This is a genomic window from Noviherbaspirillum aerium (assembly GCF_008929045.1).
Taxonomy (GTDB): Bacteria; Pseudomonadota; Gammaproteobacteria; order Burkholderiales; family Burkholderiaceae_D; genus Noviherbaspirillum; species Noviherbaspirillum aerium.
Window position 1 is genome coordinate 1 of sequence record NZ_VFAH01000046.1, and the last position, 17736, is coordinate 17736.

Here is a 17736-nt window from a genome sequence, read left to right on the forward strand (position 1 = left end):
CACCGCACGGCTGCTGGCAGTGTCAGTTCCTTTCCCATCACTGGGATGAACCTTCTGTTGAGAGGCACGTTGTCCCCGGGGCTTCACACCCAACCGTTACCAGTTACGCACGCCCGGGTGGGCAACTGCTGGTCGTACAGCAGGTCACAGCCTCCTTTCAGATGTGTGACAAGACAAGAACGAGCTTTGCCGTCCAATTCCTACTACGAAACACGTGGACGGCTACACGTGTCGCACCACCACTTTGGACTATAGCTCGATCCACACAATGCCCAGGCGCTTGAGCAGTTCATATACACCGTTCTACGAGTAGGCCACATCAAACTGCTGCGCCAGCAATTGGCGGATGTCTTCACCACGAATGCGACCGCCAGCACGTTCCTGCTGCAGTTGCTCGATGTCCAACCGAAACGCTTCTTCCTGTTCCCTTGGCAATCGCTGATTACACCAGTAGCGGGGCTTGCTACCCAAACCCTTGAGGCCATCACGTTCGAACCATCTCTCCCAACGTACGACGGTATGACGGGTGGTACGCAGGGCGGCGGCCACCTCGGTATAGCTCTTGCCTTCCTTCAAATGCGCCAAGGCGATATAGCGTAGCCGTCGTCGCCCGTTCGGTTCTTACCTAGCAAGCAAGTCGAAGTTGTACTGTTGCAGTCGCTGCAACGCTTCTGGCGTCAACATGGTCGCCTCCAACACAGAACCGTGTCTTCTTCAGACCTCCACCGACACACGCGGTTCGCTTAACCGTGGGATTGGTATTAGGCGACAAAGTTTTCGTTAACGCCGCCCGAAATCGGGCGGCCGTTTCTCAAGGAACGCCTTGACGCCCTCGCTGAATGACGGCCGTCCTGCAAGATCGCGCTGGCGCTGATATTCATAGGAGAGCTGGGCGTCGAGGCTCTGCCGTCCGGCCGCCGCCAGCGCGCGCCGCGCTTCGGTGGCAATGTGGGCAGGAGCTGCCGCAAGCCTGCTCGCGATACGGTCCGCATCCTTGATCAGATCGCTGTCGTCCACGCACGCCCAGATTAGTCCCCATTCGGCCGCCTTCTCCGCCGTTAAACGCTCACCCAGAAGTATCAGTCCAAGTGTACGTGCCCGCCCAAGCATTGCCGGAAGCATCCATGAAGCGCCCATGTCTGGTATTAGGCCGAGACGCGGCAGGAAAGGCGATGTAAAGAAAGCAGAGCGCCCAGCAAGTACGATATCTGCGGCAAGTGCGAGACTAAAACCTGCGCCAGCCGCCGCGCCATTCACTGCTGCAACGACCGGCATCGGCAGTTCCTGCAGCGTCAGGACAAGCGGGTTGGCAAGTTGGTCCAACATCTGAAGGGCCTCCAGATTTACGCAAGGTCCCGACTCGCTCTCCTTGGTGAGCCATTTCAAATCTGCCCCTGAGCAGAAAGCCTGTCCGCTGCCCGTGATAATAAGGGCTCCGACATCGTCGCGCTCTTTAAGGGATTCCAATGCATCCATCATTTCCTGCTGCATGCCTTTAGTCAGAGCGTTGTAGCTGTCTGCGTCATTCAAAGTCAGCCACGCGACGTGGTCGGCTACTTCGACCCTAATTAGATTGAACGTCATCCAGTTGTCTCGCTTAGCCTGGCGTTCTTGATATCCAGCTTTTGAAGTCTTCCCGAAGCTTAGTTTTTAGAAACTTTCCGGTTGAGGTACGCGGGATGGCTTCAATGAACGCCCAGTCATCGGGAATCTGCCACTTTGCGAAATGGGCTTCGAGGTGTCGGCGCAGTTCGTCTTCAGTGACGTTCTTCCCATTCTTGACTACCACGGCCGCCAGTGGACGCTCATCCCACTTTGGGTGCTTGATGGCAATCACTGCAGCCTCGGCGACCGCCGGGTGTGCCATGATGGCGTTTTCGATATCGACCGAACTGATCCACTCGCCGCCAGACTTGATCAGGTCTTTAGTGCGGTCCGAGATGCGCATGTAGCCTTGCGTATCGATGGTAGCGACATCGCCGGTGCGCAACCAGCCGTCGGCTGTAAATTTGTCAGGGTCGGTCGGCGATTTGTAGTAGCCGCCGGTCACCCATGGACCGCGCGCATGCAATTCGCCTACCGAATTACCGTTCCAAGGCATCGCTCCGTCATTGCCCATAATGCGCAAATCGACCAACGGCAGCGGCAGGCCTTGCAGCGCTCTAATGCGATACTGCTCTTCGGGTGGTAGGGCCTGATGCTCAGGCTTGAGCCATGACAGGGTGCCAACCGGCGACAGTTCGGTCATGCCCCAACCATGCTTGACCGCCAGGTCATATTTCTCGAAGGCAGCGATCATCGCCGGCGGTGCAGCTGAACCGCCGACCATCATGCGCATACCCTTCTTCAGCTTCCAGCGGGCGGGCTCCGCGTCAAGCGCCTGCTGGATGCTTAGCCAGATGGTCGGCACCCCCATGGAAAGCGTAACTCGTTCGCTTTCCATCAGGTCCAGCAGGTCAGCCGCGCCCATGTGCTGGCCCGGATAGACTTGAGAAGCGCCCACCATCACCGCCGCGTAAGGCACGCCCCACGAATTGGCGTGGAACATCGGTGTGACTGCTAGCACGTTATCCATTACAGACAAGTTCAGGCAGTCCGGCAGCGCCACACCCAATGCATGTAGGACCGTGGAGCGATGGGAATAGACCACCCCTTTGGGCCGGCCGGTTGTGCCGGAGGTATAGCACATGCCGCAGGCAGCATTTTCATCCAGCTGGGAATAGCGGTAGTCGGAGGCGTCGCGATCGATAAAGCGCTCGTAATCGTCGTAGGATTCTGGCACCGGTGCGCCAGAGGTAGGCACCACAATGATGCGCTCGAGCTCGACCATCAACTTAACTTTTTCCATCAACGGGACTAGCACATCGTCGACAATTAGGATGCGATCCTGCGCGTCGTTGATGATGTAGGCAATGTCGTCCGGAGCCAGGCGCAGGTTCAGCGTATGCAGCACCGCGCCGGCAGCAGGAATGCCGAAATACGCTTCGAGATGAAAGGCATGATTCCACATCAATGTTGCCACGCGGTCACCTGGCTTGATCCCCGCATCCACCAATGCGGCGGCAAGTTGTCGGCTGCGCTGGTAAAGCGCGGCGTAGTTGGTCTTATGCAAGGACTTGTCCGGACGGCGCGATACGATCTCACGGTTCCCGAAAATCTGGTTGCCGCGCTCGAGGATTTGATTGACCGACAACGGCATCTGCATCATCGTGCTGTGCATACTAATCTCCACTGTTGTTTCATATCATGCGATACTGCAGGCTCTATTTTTTCACGAGTGGGCAAGTGCTTTGTGCCAGTGGCATAAATGCTTCCTCACCGGGAATGACACGCTTAATTTTGACTAGGTCCCATTCCGATTTTGATTCGGATGGCTTCTTTATTTCGGCCAAGTACATGTCCCGGATCATCCGTCCGTCTTCGCGCAAATGAGCGTTGCGCAGAAAGAAGTCTTTGAACTTCGTCGCACGCAACTGCTTCATCACCGCGTCCGGATTGTCCGTTCCCGCAGCTTCGATTGCCTTGAGATATTGCATGGTGGCCGAATAGTTTGCCGCATGGGCAAAGGTAGGCATAGTGTTGTTGAGCTTGTAGAAACGCTGCGACCAATCGCGCGTTTCCTTATCATAGTCCCAGTAGAACGGATCAGTATAGTTGACGCCTTGAGCAGCCTCCAGCCCCAAAGCCTTAACCTCCGTAATCAGGACAACCATCCCCGCAATGGTCGGCTTGCCATTCTTGACAAGCCCAAATTCGCGGGCTGAGCGCACTGCGTTGCTGAAGTCAGCACCGGCGTTGGCAAATACCATTACGTCAGGCTTGGCGGTCTGCGCTGTCACCATGAAGGAGGAAAAGTCGGAGGCATTCAACGGATGCTTGACCGAACCGACGACCTTACCCCCCAGCTTCTCGACAATCGCCCGAGCGTCCTTTTCGAGCGTGTGTCCGAAGTTATAGTCTGCAGTCAGGAAGAACCAATTGTTGCCACCTTCCTTGACAAGCGCATTTGCGGCCGCCGTAGCGAGCGCGTATGTGTCGTACGCATAGCTAACGCCATACGGGGAGCATTCTTGTTGAGTAAGAGCAACGGTGCCGCCGGCAGTGCTGATCGTAACCCGTTTTTTCTCCGCGCCCATTTTCTGAACTGCAACGGCTACGGCTGAATTTGCCAAATCGATTACCATGTCGACCTTGCCGATGTCGAACCATTCGCGAGCCTTGGAGGCACCGGTGTCCGCCTTGTTCAGATGATCGGCGCTCAGCACCTCGACCGGCTTGCCTAAAACTTTTCCACCAAAATCTTGTACCGCCATCTGAACGGAGGTCACGCTTCCTTTTCCCGCACCTGCCGAGTACACCCCCGACATATCTGTGAGAACTCCGATTTTTACTACATCATCTGATACGGTATTGGTCGCCTGAGCATGACAAAACGAAGCAAAACCGGTGGATGCAAGCGCTGCAAAGAGTTTTGCCAATTTCATCGAATGTCTCCTGATTGTGTAGTGGGTACGGCAAGTTTTGATGTCAGCTTGAGCCAATATAAGGGTGTCCGACGATGAATGTCAACATTACCTGACAAACTTGCAGAAAAACTGCATCGGTCATGTATATGAGCTGGATTCTTTCGCCGCAAGCAATCATTTTGAGCATTAGTGTGACCTGTTCGTTACGAGCCAGTTTAATGTCCGGCCATAGTTGCGCGCCCTTGGAAAGATCGCAAAGCTCGTTTACATTATGTCGTCATGAAACAGCATAAAGAGCTTCTGCGTCACTTGCTCATGACAAGGACGGAGTGGATGGAAAGAAAAGTGTTGGAACATGCTCATGCCAGCGGGTACGGATTCGTCACACCCGGAATGAACCGCATGTTTGCCCACCTCAGAGGGCGCCCGGTCGGCCTTTCTGAGATTGCGCGTGACCTCGGCATTTCACGTCAGGCTGTTCATCAGGTGGCCAATGACGCTGCCGAGCTTGGATTGGTAGAATTCGTGTCAAGCGAGGTGGATGGTCGCGTAAAGCTTCTTCGTTTTACGCAAAAGGGATGGGCAATGTCCGACAGTGCCGCCCGTGCCTTCGAGCAGATTGAAGAAGAGTTATCCCGCCACATCGGGAAAAAGGATATCCAGGAATTGAAAAGAATTCTCGGAAAGAAATGGTCCGATGATGAGTCGAGCGGTGACGAACCTAGAACTGACACTTTTTAACTTAGTCAAGCAACATTGACAGATTTCGAATTATCGTAGAAAGAGGTGGCGCATATTGTAATAGTTCAGAGTTGATCTGACAGTAAGACCTTGCCAAAGGGTGGGGTTACCCGGTTTGATAGAGGTGCGAATCTTTGTGAAACCAGCGCGCAAGCGCCAAGGAGTAACCCCATGAGTAGTGTTCCTCAGAATGTCATCAAACACAAGGTCGGCCTGTTTAATCTGGCAGCCGAGCTTGGCAACGTGTCCCGCGCCTGCAAGGTGATGGGCTTTTCTCGTGACACTTTCTACCGCTATTCGTCTGCTGTTGCCGAGGGAGGCGTGGATGCACTGATCAATGCCAGCCGGAAGAAGCCAAACCTGCGCAACCGGGTGGAAGAGGCAACTGAAGCGGCTGTCGCTGCCTTTGCTCTTGAGCAACCAGCGTTTGGACAGGTGCGTATCTCCAACGAGCTGCTTAAGCGCGGTATCTTCGTTTCTCCTTCTGGCGTACGTTCAGTCTGGATACGCGGTGACCTGGAATCCTTCAAGAAGCGGCTGGCCGCACTCGAACGTCATGTTGCCCAAACGGGCGAGGTACTGACCGAGTCACAGGTCGCGGCGCTGGAGAAGAAGCAGGAAGACGATGTTGCCCATGGCGAGATCGAGACGGCGCATCCGGGTTATCTGGGCAGCCAGGATACCTTTTACGTTGGCACCATCAAGGGTGTGGGACGCATCTACCAAAAGACCCTTGTCGACACCTACTCGAAGTGGGCAGCGGCCAAGCTCTACACCACCAAGACGCCCATTACGGCGACCGACTTGCTCAATAATCGCGTCCTGCCGTTCTTCGAAGAACAAGGCATGGGCATGATCCGGGTGCTCACCGATCGTGGTACTGAGTATTGCGGCAAGCTAGAAACCCATGACTACCAGCTCTACTTGGCCTTGAATGACATCGAGCATACCAAAACGAAGATACGGCACCCACAAACCAATGGCATTTGTGAGCGGCTCCATAAAACGATTCTACAAGAGTTCTACCAGGTCGCGTTCCGGCGCAAGATCGACCGGAACATCGACGAGCTGCAAACCGATCTGGATGAATGGCTGAACTACTACAACAACGATCGTACGCATCAGGGAAAGATGTGTTGTGGTAAGACGCCGATGCAAACTCTGTTGGACGGAAAGGAGGCGTGGCGCGATAAAATCACCACATTGAACAGCTGAATTTGACCTGCCAATCGCCAGTATCAAATCGGGCAACTGCCAGATCACATCGCGACTACTACAATTGATCCGTTTGCCTACATGCGCCCCGTCGTAACCGACCTTACGGATCATCCGATCACACAGATCGAGGACATGCTGCCCTGGAACGTTGCGAAAAAATTCACAACCGTCTCGGCGTAGCTTCGCCAAATCCTTTGCATACCTCAAAAACTTGGATCACGTCACTCGTCGGCACGCAATACGGCCTACAACAAATGCTTACAACTCAACAAACCGTCTATCGCATTAACCACCGGTTGCTCGACAACTACCTCTGTCACCAACTCAAAAATCCCTCCGCCAAGATGCGGCTTGCGTAATTCCCAAAAATAATGCCCCTTCAAAGAAGGAGCATTTGAGAGAGCCACAGTGCTTTAGCCAAGGCTCAGAACTCCTCCCAATCGCCGTCGGAAGTAGCGGTAGTTAGCGCGCGCGGCACCTTGGCAGGACGCTGCCGAGCCGGCGCACGAACGGTGCTGAGCTTGACATTGGTACTCGGCTTCATGACCGGCGTATTAAGTATCGCTGTTTTATGCAGGCCGTCGAGCTTGAACACGCTCACCACCTCCGCCAGGTTGGCAGCCTGTTCCTGCATCGACGCCGACGCTGCCGCCGCCTCTTCCACTAGCGCCGCGTTCTGCTGGGTGACATTGTCCATTTCAGCGACCGCGTGATTGATCTGGTCAATGCCGGAAGTCTGCTCGGCACTGGCAGCACTGATGTCGGTCATGATGTCGGTCACCCGCTTGACGCTAGTGACGATGTCCTGCATGGTCGTGCCGGCATCGTTGACCAGCTTGCTACCTGTATCGACCTTTTCCACCGAGTCGCCGATAAGACTCTTAATCTCCTTGGCAGCAGCGGCGGAGCGCTGCGCCAGCGTGCGCACCTCGGAGGCCACTACGGCAAAGCCGCGCCCCTGCTCGCCAGCCCGCGCTGCCTCTACGGCAGCGTTAAGCGCCAGGATATTGGTCTGGAAGGCAATGCCATCGATTACACTGATGATGTCGACAACCTTTTTGGACGACTCGTTGATTGAGTCCATGGTCGCTACCACCTGCGATACAACTTCCCCACCTTTAATGGCCACTTCCGAGGCCGCCAAGGCCAGCTCATTGGCTTGCTTGGCATTGGCTGCGTTCTGTTTGACGGCAGCGGTCAACACCTCCACGGAGGAAGTGGTCTGCTCCAGCGCGCCAGCCTGCTGATGAGTGCGCGAAGACAAATCCTGGTTGCCGCTGGTAATCTGGGACGACGCCGACGTAATGGTCTCTGTGCCGCTGCGCACTTGAGCGACGATTGCCACGAGGCTGTCGCGCATCTCCTTCATGGCGTACAGGACGCTGGAACGATCAATTTCAGCAACAGGGATTGATACCGTCAAATCGCCTGCAGCAATGCTTTTGGCCACTGCGCTGGCTTGTCTGGGTTCCCCTCCTGTCACTTTTCGGCGTTAAGGAGCCACCCGTTTTCGGCGTAATGGAGCCATTCAAGGCAGCCGATTTCAGGGCTCGAACGGGGGTGAAGAATGCGTGATTTTCGGCGTTTTGGCAACCGCATTTTTTACGGCTTTTCGTGGACGTGGATCCTGGGACAGCGGGCGGTGCCGGCCCGCCTCGTAGAGGCTTATGCCGGCAAGAAAGATGCTCCGCTGTACGAACGCTTTACGGCTGGGCAGTTTTAGATGCCGGCGCTTTCACTTTTTCCGTCGTGGGTCGCAAGCTGCGGTAGCTGTCGCCATCCAATACGACCCGGTAGGCCCCATGGCGTAACCGGTCAAGGGTGGCCGCGCCAATCATCTTGTTCGAGGCAAACGCTTCTCCCCATTCGGTGAAGTCCAAGTTCGAGGTGAGCACTGTGGCAGCACGCTCGTAGCGCTCTGCAATCAGGTCATGGAAGTCCTCGTCCTCGGGTGAACGAAGCGGTTTCAGACCGAAGTCGTCAATAATAAGCATGGGTACCTTGACCAATTGGCTGAAGCGGCGCGCATATGTACCGGTGGCATGGGCACTGCGCAAGCTACTCAGCAGTTGGCTTTGCGTGGCAAACAGGACGTCGTAGCCTTGTCGGGCCGCCGCATGGCCCAGTGCCTGCGCCAGATGGCTCTTGCCGGTACCGGTCGGGCCGGCGATCAGCACCGCTACCTTCTCTTCGACGAAACGACATGTCGCCAGATCATGGATCATTGCCCGGTTCAGAGTGGGCAGTCGGTCGAAATCGAAGCCTTCGAGCGTCTTCTGACTGCGGAAGTTCGCTCGCCGCAAACGCGTACCGAGTTTCTTCTGATCCCGCCTGGCCACTTCGTCATGAATCAGCAAGGACAGAAACTCGGTGTAGGCCAGCTTACGGTCGATCGCCTCGCGGTTGCGCGCTTCCAGCGAGTCGAGGATGCCGGACAGGCGCAATTGTTTGAGCAAGGGAGAGAGTTCGGGAATGGGATGCATGATGAATGTCCTTTACTGCAGAATGGTTTGGGTATCGCGGCAGAACCGGCCGCCTTCCGTGTAGGTTGCGGCCAGGGCGTCGAATGCCGAGAGCATGGTGTGCTGGTCCAGCCCCTTCTCCAGGATGGCCTTGACGACCTTGTAGCTGGGCGTGCCGTAGTGGTTGGCACGCGAGCAGGCCGCTTCGAGCCGCGCAGTGCCGTACTTGTGCTTCAGACGTAATACGCCTTGCACCGAGCGCAGGTGAACCAACACCGTGTCGCCGAACATCGCATGCACCAGCGCATAGCACGCCGGGCCGATGCGTTGGGCCTCTTCCAGGCACCATTGCGTATCGCGCAGTTGCCACGCCTGCGCTGCCGGTGGCAAATGGTCCTGCACGGTCTTGCGCTGCCCGCGTCCGCTCAGACGCACATGGGCGGCCACCGCTTCATGCTCGCGATACAGCGTCACCATCGTCGCTGTCGCCTTCAGCCACAGCGTATTGCCAGCCAGCCGGAATGGCACCGAATAATAGTTGTACTCGTACTGCACGTGTGCGTCGCGGTGGACCTTGACCTTGGCCCAGGAGGCCACTTCCGGTGGTACTGCCGGCATCGAGCGCAGCAGCGCCTTCTCCACATCAGCAAAGCGCTTCAGGGGCATCTCGCGCGTCGTGCCATGAATCCGGTTGCCGGCCTCCGTCATGATCCATTGGTGCAACTGGCGATTCGCATCGGCCAGATCACGGAATTGACGCAAGGGCACGAAGCTTCTCTTGATATATTTGACGCCCGATTCCACAATCCCCTTCTTGGCAGGGTCTTCTGGCGGACATGCATCGATCTTGAACCCATAGCCTTCTGCACACTCGGCATACGCGCGCTGTACTTGAGGATCGTAGATGCAGGCCTTGGTAATGGCGCACTTGGCGTTGTCGATGATAACGCGGGCAACAACACCGCCAAACCACTCGAACGCACGACGGTGGCAACCAAGCCAGGTCGCCACAGTCTGATCGCGCACGAATTCGGCGTACTGGTGCCGCGACCAGGCCAAGGTCGCCACGAAGAACCATGACTTGATGACCTCGCCGGTGTAGACGTCGGTGATCAGCGGACCGGCCCCGAAATCGACTTGCATGGCGTCTGCTGGCTGAAATGCCAGGCGCAAAGGCACCTCCGGCTCGCGCGCGTTAACGAGCTGGCATACAAAGCGGTACACCGACGAATAGCTGCCGGTATAGCCGTGGTTGCGCTTCAAGGCGGCATGAATGGTGGTGCACTGGATGCCGGCGGCATGCCAGCGCGTGACGAGATCACGCCACGGCTCAAGCGTGGAAACGCAGGTCGATGGCAAGGCCTCCTTGCGTACGAAGATGCTTGCCAGTACGTGGTCGTCGGGAAGAACCGAGTCCTTAGCCAGCCAGCCGCGCTCGTCTGCGATGGCCCGGACTTGGGCGATCTTATTACGCCCCATGGTCTTGGACCGGGCGATATCCCGGTCAGAATCGCCCTGGCGCATGCGCACCAGGACCTGTCGGTAGTGATACAACTCGAACCTCCGTTTGGTCATGGCTCCTCTGGCAAAAAATGCCGGAGGATAGCCGATCAATGAAAGTTCGAGCCCTGAACCGAATGCCCCACGTGGCTCCATTACGCCGGAAATCCAGTGGCTCCATTACGCCGAAAATACGGTGGCTTCATTACGCCGGAAATGGACTGGCTCCTTTACGCCGAAAACGAAATGGCTCTATAACGCCGAAAACTCACACCTCCCAAGGAATTGAAGATGGCGCGCACGATGAATAGGGCAATACCAGATCCAATCACTACCGCTGCTGCAGTCATCAACAGCATCAGTGTCTGGAATCCGTTTGCCAGCTCGCGCGCCTCGGCGGACAGAACCTGGTTCATTTTTTCCTGCAGGTCGATGAACTTGTTGATCCGGGCTAGCCATTCAACGAAAGCCGGCCTGGCTTCCTTGAGCATCAGCTCTTTGGCTTGATCAAGTTGCCCTGCCTGCCGCAATTCGATGACTTTGTTTATCATTGGCAACGTGTTCGCCTCGATTTCCTTAAGGCTTCCAAGAATCTGCCGCTCTTCCTGGCTGATATCTGTGCGTGTCCTGAACATGTCGTCCATGCGCACGGCGGACTTGGCATAGTCATCAGCGAGCTTGTTGATCTCGTTGAGCGCCGCCTGTAGTTCGCCCGCGTTGTCGACCAAAGTGACGTCACGCAGGCTGATAGCCCGGTCATGTACGCTGCCACGAAAATTGATGGCATAGCGCTGCTTGACGCTGTTGACGTCGCCAATTAGGGTGAGATCTTCCGAAATGGTGTTGACCCGCATGACGCCAACCGTCGTCAAGATGGTCATGAATGCGAGGATGACAGCAAATCCTGTCATGATACGCGCCTTGATGGTGAGACTGCCGGAGGCAGAGTTCATTGGCTTCCTTTCATCGATCGATAGTAGAGAAGCCTTGGGCTGCCAAAAGGCTAACCGAAGGCCGGATTCAAGCTGCAATAGGTTGGGGAAAGTCGAGACCAGCGCTCGCGAGCATCGCGGCGACATCGACAATAATGAGGGTGCGCTCGGCCAGTGTGCCGATGCCGGTGATGTAGTCTGCAGCATGCCCGTGCCCCAGTTCAGGCGCAGGACGGACTTGTTCAGGCAGTAAAGTCACCACATCGGAAACGCCATCGACGACCACGCCGAAGGTACGCAGACCCAGATTGAGAACAACGACCGCAGTCAGTGCATCGTAGGTTGCCTCATCGGCATTCAAGGCAATGCGAAGATCGATGATGGGCACGATCACACCGCGCAGGTTGATGACGCCCCTAAATGACTCCGGTGCATTGGGGATGCGCGTGACGGATTCGCATCCCCGAATCTCCTGTACCTTCAGGATGTCAACACCGTATTCTTCCTGCCCCAATCTCAGTGCGAGATATTTAGTCGGGCCAGACGGGTCCGGTCCTGTGTTTGGTTCATTCAAAGCAACACCTCCGCTTTACGCTTTATTATTTTTTGCCAGTCCCATGGCGGGAGTGGGTGATCGACGACAGGAAATTATGATGGAATTGGTAAAATTGATTAATATAATATCGGTTTATTGCATGAAGTCAACTATTACATTGATTTTAGCGAATTCGTCACTTTTAAAGGCCATAGAGCCCCAGATTCATGTATGATTTTTCTTTCATTCAAAGAAAAATCTTGTGGGTTATGAGCCAGATTCAGACAACAGAAAACGGTGACGATCCAATTCTGACGACCCGTGCTGTTGCGGCGCAACTCGGCGTGTCGGTCAGCACAGCACAGCAATGGATTGAAAGCGGCGCGATCCCGTCCTGGAAGACACCAGGCGGGCACCGTCGGGTTAGACAAAGCGCGGTAATCGCACTTATGGAAGGGGCTAAACATCATCAAGGGATGAAGCATGATGTCGTTTGCGGTGCATGCGAGGATAAAGACGAGTTTCTTCTACCCGACCATCCCACTTATCCGGTTGCGCCTGATGAGAACCGACGACTCAATGCGTTAGCCGCAAGCAGGTTGATCGATTCGCCACCGGAGCAGGCATTCGACCGGCTGACTTGGCTTGCCAGTCGCATCATTAACGCGCCCATGGCAATGGTTTCATTGCTTACCGCACGTCGGCAATGGTTCAAGTCGAAAATCGGACTCGATATAATAGAGACTCTAAGAGAATTGGCTTTTTGCAGCCATGCAATTGTAAGTGCCGCACCCCTTATTGTCTCCGATGCAACTGAGGATGAGCGATTTTCTCAGAACCCGCTCGTGACCGGTCATCCGTTCATCCGCTTCTATGCCGGTTTTCCTGTGACGGACAAAAACGGATATCGATATGGCACACTATGCGTGCTCGATAGGCAACCGAGGGTGCTTAATGATGAACAGCACCGTGCTTTGGCTGAGTTGGCGGCAATAGCAAGTGAAGAAATATCGCGGCGCGCTTGACCAGACTTTGGTCAGTTCGTGTAGCCAGCTTGACTCGGTACAGCACAGCCGGTATTACATGAACACCTCATCGATGCGTTGCGGACCTCGTGGCACCAAGAACCTTTGCGGCTTCACACGGAACTCTTGCATGTTGAGCGGCTTGCCAGTTATGAGGTGTACTGTCGATGATGGCCACTCACGTCTCAGGCTGCCTGCAAGTGTTTGAAGGCTTCAGCAAACACCGCCTGCGGTTGGTAGCCAAGGCGTGAATGACCTTGCCCCGATTTCACGTACAGCAGGAAATTTGATATTTTCTTGTTTGTACGGAGGAAGCGATGGAAGAGAAGTTAGTTCCGAAACGACAGTACACAGAAGAGTTCAAGACCGAAGCGGCACGCCTGGCCGAGTCTGTCGGCCAGCATGAAGCTGCCCGTCGACTTGGCGTACCGGTAGCAACGCTGGGTAACTGGGTCCGCAGGTACCGCAAAGGAGTACAGCCCGCCCAGGCAGAGGTGGCTACCGCACCCAAGCGCCCGGTGAGCGAACTCGAGGCGGAGAATAGCCGGCTGCGCAAGGAGCTGGCCAGTGCCAAACTTGATATTGAAATTCTCCGAAAGGCAACGGTAGGTTCAACTGGTCACTGCAACAGGCTCTCAAATTTATCTGCCGGCGTCCGAAAGCCCAACGTTTTTCGCGGACGTTGATTCAACTCTAATGCGATCTTGTCCAAGTCGCGCTGAGAATAGCCCGATAGTGCAGTCCCTTTGGGGAAGTACTGGCGAAGCAATCGATTTGTGTTCTCATTCGTTCCTCGCTGCCACGGGCTCTGAGGATCGCAGAAATAAACGTCTACGTTGGTCGCCAAGGTAAATTCTTTATGGTTGGCTAGCTCCATTCCTCGATCCCAAGTCAGCGACTTGCGTAGTGTTTCCGGCAGCTTGCGTACCTGCTTGCTCAGAGCGCTTACCACGCTAACCGTATCTTTTCCTTTCACCTTCACCAGCATGGTGAATCGGGATTGGCGTTCGACTAGCGTTGCAATATGGGTATTGCCGGAACCAGTGATCAGGTCACCTTCCCAATGCCCTGGAACGGCCCGATCTTCAATCTGAGCCGGCCGCTCACGAATGGACACTGCATCGATGATTTGCCCACGTGGCTGACTCGACAGGCTTTTTGAACGACGTGTTGGCCGTCTGGACCTCAGATGCTCAATAAGCTCCTTCTTCAATACGCCCCTTGCTTGAATAAACAAGCTGCGATATATCGTTTCGTGTGATACCTGCATGCTACCGTTTTCTGGATAGCTCAACTTGAGCCAACCGGCTATTTGTTCAGGGGACCAGTTCAGCTGCAGTTTTGCTGCAACCGTCCTCTGGAGCCTTTCGTTGTTTGCAAGAAGACATTGCTTTGGCCGCTTCGCACAAGACCAGGCCCGCCTATCTGCAGTTTCTGCACGATACTTTACACGCCCGCCATTTCTTTCGATCTCTCGGCTCACCGTTGAAGGCAGGCGTCCTAGCTGAAGCGCAATTTCCCGTATCGAACAGTTTGCTGCCAGGCCACGAGAAATCTCTTCACGCTCCTCCAGCCTCAATGCAAATCGCGAGCGACATCGTTGGACCGGCACAATCCCGCCATTGGCTGCAACAATGGTATAAACCGAAGCAGGATGCTTATTCAGTGCGCTGCCAATTTCACTTAATGATTGACCGTCCTTCCATCTTTGCCAAAGTTCTGCTTTCTGGGATGCAGAAAGACCGTTGTACCTCTTCTTTTCCATACTTCCCCTTCGTCCAATCGGTATTACAACATATACTGTTGCACTGACCGGTTGAACTCACCGTGGCGTATTTCGCGAAGGGGTCGCGGTGAAGTACGCCTGGATTGACGCCCACCGCGACGGGTACAGTATCAGCCGGCTGTGCCGGGTTCTTGGGGTGTCGCGCAGCGGCTATTGCCAGTGGAGAAACCGGCCGCCCAGTCCAAGAGCGCAGGCCAATGCCGCGCTCGATGCCGAAGTAGCGGCGATTCACCAAACAAGCCGCCGCAGCTACGGTCGTCCCAGGATCGTGGCCCAGTTACGGGCGCAAGGTAAGCGCATTGGCGGTGAGCGGGTGCGGCGCAGCTTGCAGCGGCAGGGGCTGCGCCCAGTCTATAAGCGGCCCTACCGGGTAACCACCGAATCCGATCACCGTCTGCCAGTGGCGCCGAACCTGCTGGAGCGGCGCTTCGACGGCTGGTCGGCCAATCAAGCCTGGGTCAGCGACATTACGTTCATTGCCACGGGCGAAGGCTGGTTGTACCTGGCAGCGATTCTGGACCTGGCAAGCCGTCGGATCGTCGGCTGGTCAATGAGTGAGCGGATCAATGCTGAACTGGTGTGCTCGGCACTGCGTAGCGCCTGCTGGCAGCGCAAGCCGCCACCTGGACTGATTCTACATTCGGATCAGGGCAGTCAATATGCCAGTCGAGCTTACCGGAAGCTGGCTGCCTCCTGGGGCCTGACAGTCTCCATGAGTCGCCGCGCCAACGCGTGGGACAATGCGCCGATGGAGAGCTTCTTCAAGACCCTCAAGGTTGAATGCATCTACCAGACCCGTTATGAAACGCGAGCCCAGGCACGGCTGGATATCGTGGACTGGATCGAAGGGTATTACAATCGTCAGCGGATTCATTCCTCGACCGGATATCGCACTCCGGTTCAGGCTGAGGAAACGCTTATGGCTGCATGACTTGCTGTACGTGGAAACGAGCCAGGGTCACCAGGCTGCCGAACAGGACTGGAGCTTCCTGCAGTTCCTGGAGCAAGCGCTGGACCACGAGCGCGATACCAGACAGGTTCGCAGCCGGCAAACGCTGGCTCGCATGGCGTCCTTCCCGGTCATCAAGACGCTGGAGCAGTACGACTTCGAGTTCGCCACCGGCACACCGAAGGGCCTGGTTGAGGAGTTGGCGACGCTACGGTTCGTTGAACGGGGCGAGAACGCAGTGTTCCTGGGGCCGTCTGGCGTAGGCAAGAGCCATCTTGCCATTGCACTGGGCTATCTTGCGACCCAGGCCGGCATCAAGACGCACTTCGCTACTGCGGCGGACCTGATGTTGCAGTTAGCAGCAGCGCAGCGTCAGGGCCGATACGACGCGGTGATGCGACATCGAGTGCTGGGACCGCGCCTACTGATCATCGACGAGATCGGCTACCTGCCGTTCAGCGGCGAGCAGGCCAGCAACTTCTTCCATATCGTCTCCAAGAGATATGAACGCGGTGGTTCGATGATTCTGACCAGTAACCTGCCGTTTGCCCAATGGGACGACACCTTTGGAGCCAATCCGACGCTGACCGCGGCCATGCTCGACCGCATTCTGCATCATGCTCATATCGTTCAGATCAAGGGGGATAGTTACCGACTCAGGAAACAGAAGAAAGCCGGCTTCGTCGGCAATGCAGTCAAGTCAGTGGCTCAGAATTCGGCCGCGTAAAGGCCCGCACCCCCGCTGAGGAAACGCTCATGGCTGCATGACATGCTGTACGTGAAACCGAGGCAGGATCAGTTCTTCCCAAATGCGCTAATCGGTCATTGATCCGTGCATGAGGGCGACCGGAACGCCGGTACCTTGCTCGACATACTCCAGCGTGGTGCCGTTGACCTGTGCCTGTCCTGTCTGCGGCATGGCATGGCATGGCAACGCAACCGGCTAGCAGTTGGCTGGCGAACAGAGAAAAAGCATTTTTATAAGAAGCCGCGCATGTCGCATTGCGTCTTGTTCGTCAGATAGGACGGCGGCATGCCAAAGGCGGTCTGCCATGCCCGGGTGAAATGGGCAGAATCAGCAAAACCTGCATCGTGGGCGAGATCAGTGAGACGCTTCGCGTCTGCGATCACCTTCAGGCAACGGTGCAGACGTGCCGAAAATTGATAGCTGCGCAGCGGCAGGCCGAAGGTCCGCATGAAGGTCCGCGACGCGGTCGCATAACTGACCTTCAACTCATAGGCGAGTTCGCCGAGTGTAAGCGCCGGGTTTTCCCGTAGCAACGCAACAAGATCCTCGCGGTAACGCGGCGGCTTGCAGCTTATGCCCAAGCAGCCAGCGGCATTGCCGACAATGCTGTGGAAGAGACTTTGTATGCGGGCGCTCGACAGGGAGCCGACGAACAGTTCCTCGAGATCGGCGTCATATTCGCGGTGAACGGCCGGCGATAGTTCATGGATAGCGTCCCGGGTGACGGCCGCCAGCGGCGCGAAAAGCGGATGTGCCGGCGTAATGTTGATACTGACCAGTTTGACGTCGACCGCGGCGAGCGAACGCGACACTTGGCAGCCAACGATAGCCGCGCGGACGCTTTTCATTTGCTCTGTCTTTCCGATCAGGAAACCGTTGCTATCAATAGTAATGAGGATGGTGATGTAGTTGCGGGATGTTGCCGGCGTCAGGACGTACGGGCTGGTAAAGATGAATCCTTCTTCGCCGAAAACATACACTCGGTCCTTTTGCTTTTCGGCCAGCAGGCCGAACGAGGGCATTCCTCGTGTTCGCATGGTCTGTCTCCCACTCTCTCGCCGCATGGCGGCTCTTTCACTACACCTCACCGTGCGTTGATGTATCGCCTGCTACAGGTACATGCCGCGCTGCCGGCGATTGGCCCCGCCCATCAGCCGCGGTGCCGAACGCCGGCGCACAGTTATATTTTTACCCGACGCAAACCGCTTTTATGGCCAATGTAGCACATCCGATCAAGCGCTGCCAACCGAGCCAGGAGCTAATGTCAAATCTGGTGGATGCGGCATCTGAAGCATAGCTTGTTCAGGCGGCGAGTTTCTGTTGTTCCGGTGGATCGTCTTGCACCGGTATTCCGTCTCTGAACGGCACACCGTC

14 protein-coding genes and 3 pseudogenes are annotated in these 17736 nt (G+C 56.0%); 6 read left to right on the forward strand and 11 right to left on the reverse strand.

The window, feature by feature from the left end; translation table 11 throughout:
- Positions 1 to 303 precede the first annotated feature (303 nt).
- From FH061_RS29165 to FH061_RS29180, 4 genes and pseudogenes are all read right to left on the reverse strand, one after another.
- Positions 304 to 597 (reverse strand): annotated as a pseudogene (locus tag FH061_RS29165) (helix-turn-helix domain-containing protein); the annotation flags it as partial.
- A 183-nt stretch (positions 598 to 780) separates the two neighbouring features.
- Entirely contained in the window at positions 781 to 1584 is an 804-nt protein-coding gene (locus FH061_RS29170) for an enoyl-CoA hydratase-related protein (protein ID WP_151639349.1), read from the reverse strand.
- A 13-nt stretch (positions 1585 to 1597) separates the two neighbouring features.
- Entirely contained in the window at positions 1598 to 3220 is a 1623-nt protein-coding gene (locus FH061_RS29175) for a long-chain fatty acid--CoA ligase (protein ID WP_151639350.1), read from the reverse strand.
- A 43-nt stretch (positions 3221 to 3263) separates the two neighbouring features.
- Entirely contained in the window at positions 3264 to 4484 is a 1221-nt protein-coding gene (locus tag FH061_RS29180) for an ABC transporter substrate-binding protein (RefSeq protein WP_151639351.1), read from the reverse strand.
- Between the two features lie 261 nt (positions 4485 to 4745).
- Here FH061_RS29180 and FH061_RS29185 point away from each other — a divergent pair, with 261 nt between their 5' ends.
- Both FH061_RS29185 and FH061_RS29190 read left to right on the forward strand, forming a co-directional pair.
- The gene (locus FH061_RS29185) at positions 4746 to 5207 is read left to right on the forward strand and encodes a MarR family winged helix-turn-helix transcriptional regulator (RefSeq protein ID WP_151639352.1); all 462 of its coding nucleotides are present in this window, start codon (positions 4746 to 4748) and stop codon (positions 5205 to 5207) included.
- 171 nt (positions 5208 to 5378) lie between these two features.
- A complete protein-coding gene (locus tag FH061_RS29190) occupies positions 5379 to 6422 on the forward strand; it encodes an IS481 family transposase (RefSeq protein ID WP_151639353.1) in 1044 nt (347 codons plus the stop codon).
- A 427-nt stretch (positions 6423 to 6849) separates the two neighbouring features.
- Here FH061_RS29190 and FH061_RS29195 read toward each other — a convergent pair whose 3' ends face one another.
- From FH061_RS29195 to FH061_RS29215, 5 genes are all read right to left on the reverse strand, one after another.
- Positions 6850 to 7875 carry a methyl-accepting chemotaxis protein gene (locus FH061_RS29195; RefSeq protein WP_404822528.1) on the reverse strand — a complete coding sequence of 342 codons (1026 nt, stop codon included), beginning with the start codon at positions 7873 to 7875 and terminating at the stop codon, positions 6850 to 6852.
- Positions 7876 to 8128: 253 nt separating this feature from the next.
- Entirely contained in the window at positions 8129 to 8908 is a 780-nt protein-coding gene (gene istB, locus FH061_RS29200) for an IS21-like element helper ATPase IstB (protein WP_151639354.1), read from the reverse strand.
- A 12-nt stretch (positions 8909 to 8920) separates the two neighbouring features.
- Positions 8921 to 10441 (reverse strand): IS21 family transposase, encoded by a 1521-nt coding sequence (gene istA, locus FH061_RS29205; protein ID WP_151639360.1) that lies wholly within the window; start codon positions 10439 to 10441, stop codon positions 8921 to 8923.
- A gap of 176 nt (positions 10442 to 10617) precedes the next feature.
- Positions 10618 to 11340, reverse strand: coding sequence for an MCP four helix bundle domain-containing protein (locus FH061_RS29210; RefSeq protein ID WP_151639355.1), 723 nt, complete (start codon positions 11338 to 11340; stop codon positions 10618 to 10620).
- Positions 11341 to 11407: 67 nt separating this feature from the next.
- The gene (locus FH061_RS29215; protein ID WP_151639356.1) at positions 11408 to 11893 is read right to left on the reverse strand and encodes a chemotaxis protein CheW; all 486 of its coding nucleotides are present in this window, start codon (positions 11891 to 11893) and stop codon (positions 11408 to 11410) included.
- Between the two features lie 188 nt (positions 11894 to 12081).
- Between FH061_RS29215 and FH061_RS29220 the strand changes: the two genes are divergently transcribed.
- Together FH061_RS29220 and FH061_RS29225 are read left to right on the forward strand one after the other, a co-directional pair.
- Entirely contained in the window at positions 12082 to 12879 is a 798-nt protein-coding gene (locus FH061_RS29220) for a GAF domain-containing protein (RefSeq protein WP_225984970.1), read from the forward strand.
- Between the two features lie 317 nt (positions 12880 to 13196).
- Positions 13197 to 13478 (forward strand): annotated as a pseudogene (locus FH061_RS29225) (transposase); the annotation flags it as partial.
- Between the two features lie 20 nt (positions 13479 to 13498).
- Here the strand turns inward: FH061_RS29225 and FH061_RS29230 are convergent.
- A complete protein-coding gene (locus FH061_RS29230) occupies positions 13499 to 14644 on the reverse strand; it encodes an IS30 family transposase (protein ID WP_151639357.1) in 1146 nt (381 codons plus the stop codon).
- A 64-nt stretch (positions 14645 to 14708) separates the two neighbouring features.
- On the opposite strand from FH061_RS29230, the pseudogene FH061_RS29235 reads away from it, so the two are divergent.
- Positions 14709 to 15596: pseudogene (locus tag FH061_RS29235) on the forward strand (IS3 family transposase); the annotation flags it as partial.
- Positions 15571 to 16341, forward strand: coding sequence for an IS21-like element helper ATPase IstB (gene istB, locus FH061_RS29240; protein WP_404822529.1), 771 nt, complete (start codon positions 15571 to 15573; stop codon positions 16339 to 16341). The pseudogene FH061_RS29235 and the gene istB (FH061_RS29240), both read left to right, overlap by 26 nt.
- A 251-nt stretch (positions 16342 to 16592) precedes the next feature.
- Here istB (FH061_RS29240) and FH061_RS29245 read toward each other — a convergent pair whose 3' ends face one another.
- Positions 16593 to 17399 (reverse strand): helix-turn-helix domain-containing protein, encoded by an 807-nt coding sequence (locus FH061_RS29245; protein ID WP_192805322.1) that lies wholly within the window; start codon positions 17397 to 17399, stop codon positions 16593 to 16595.
- Positions 17400 to 17736: the final 337 nt, after the last annotated feature.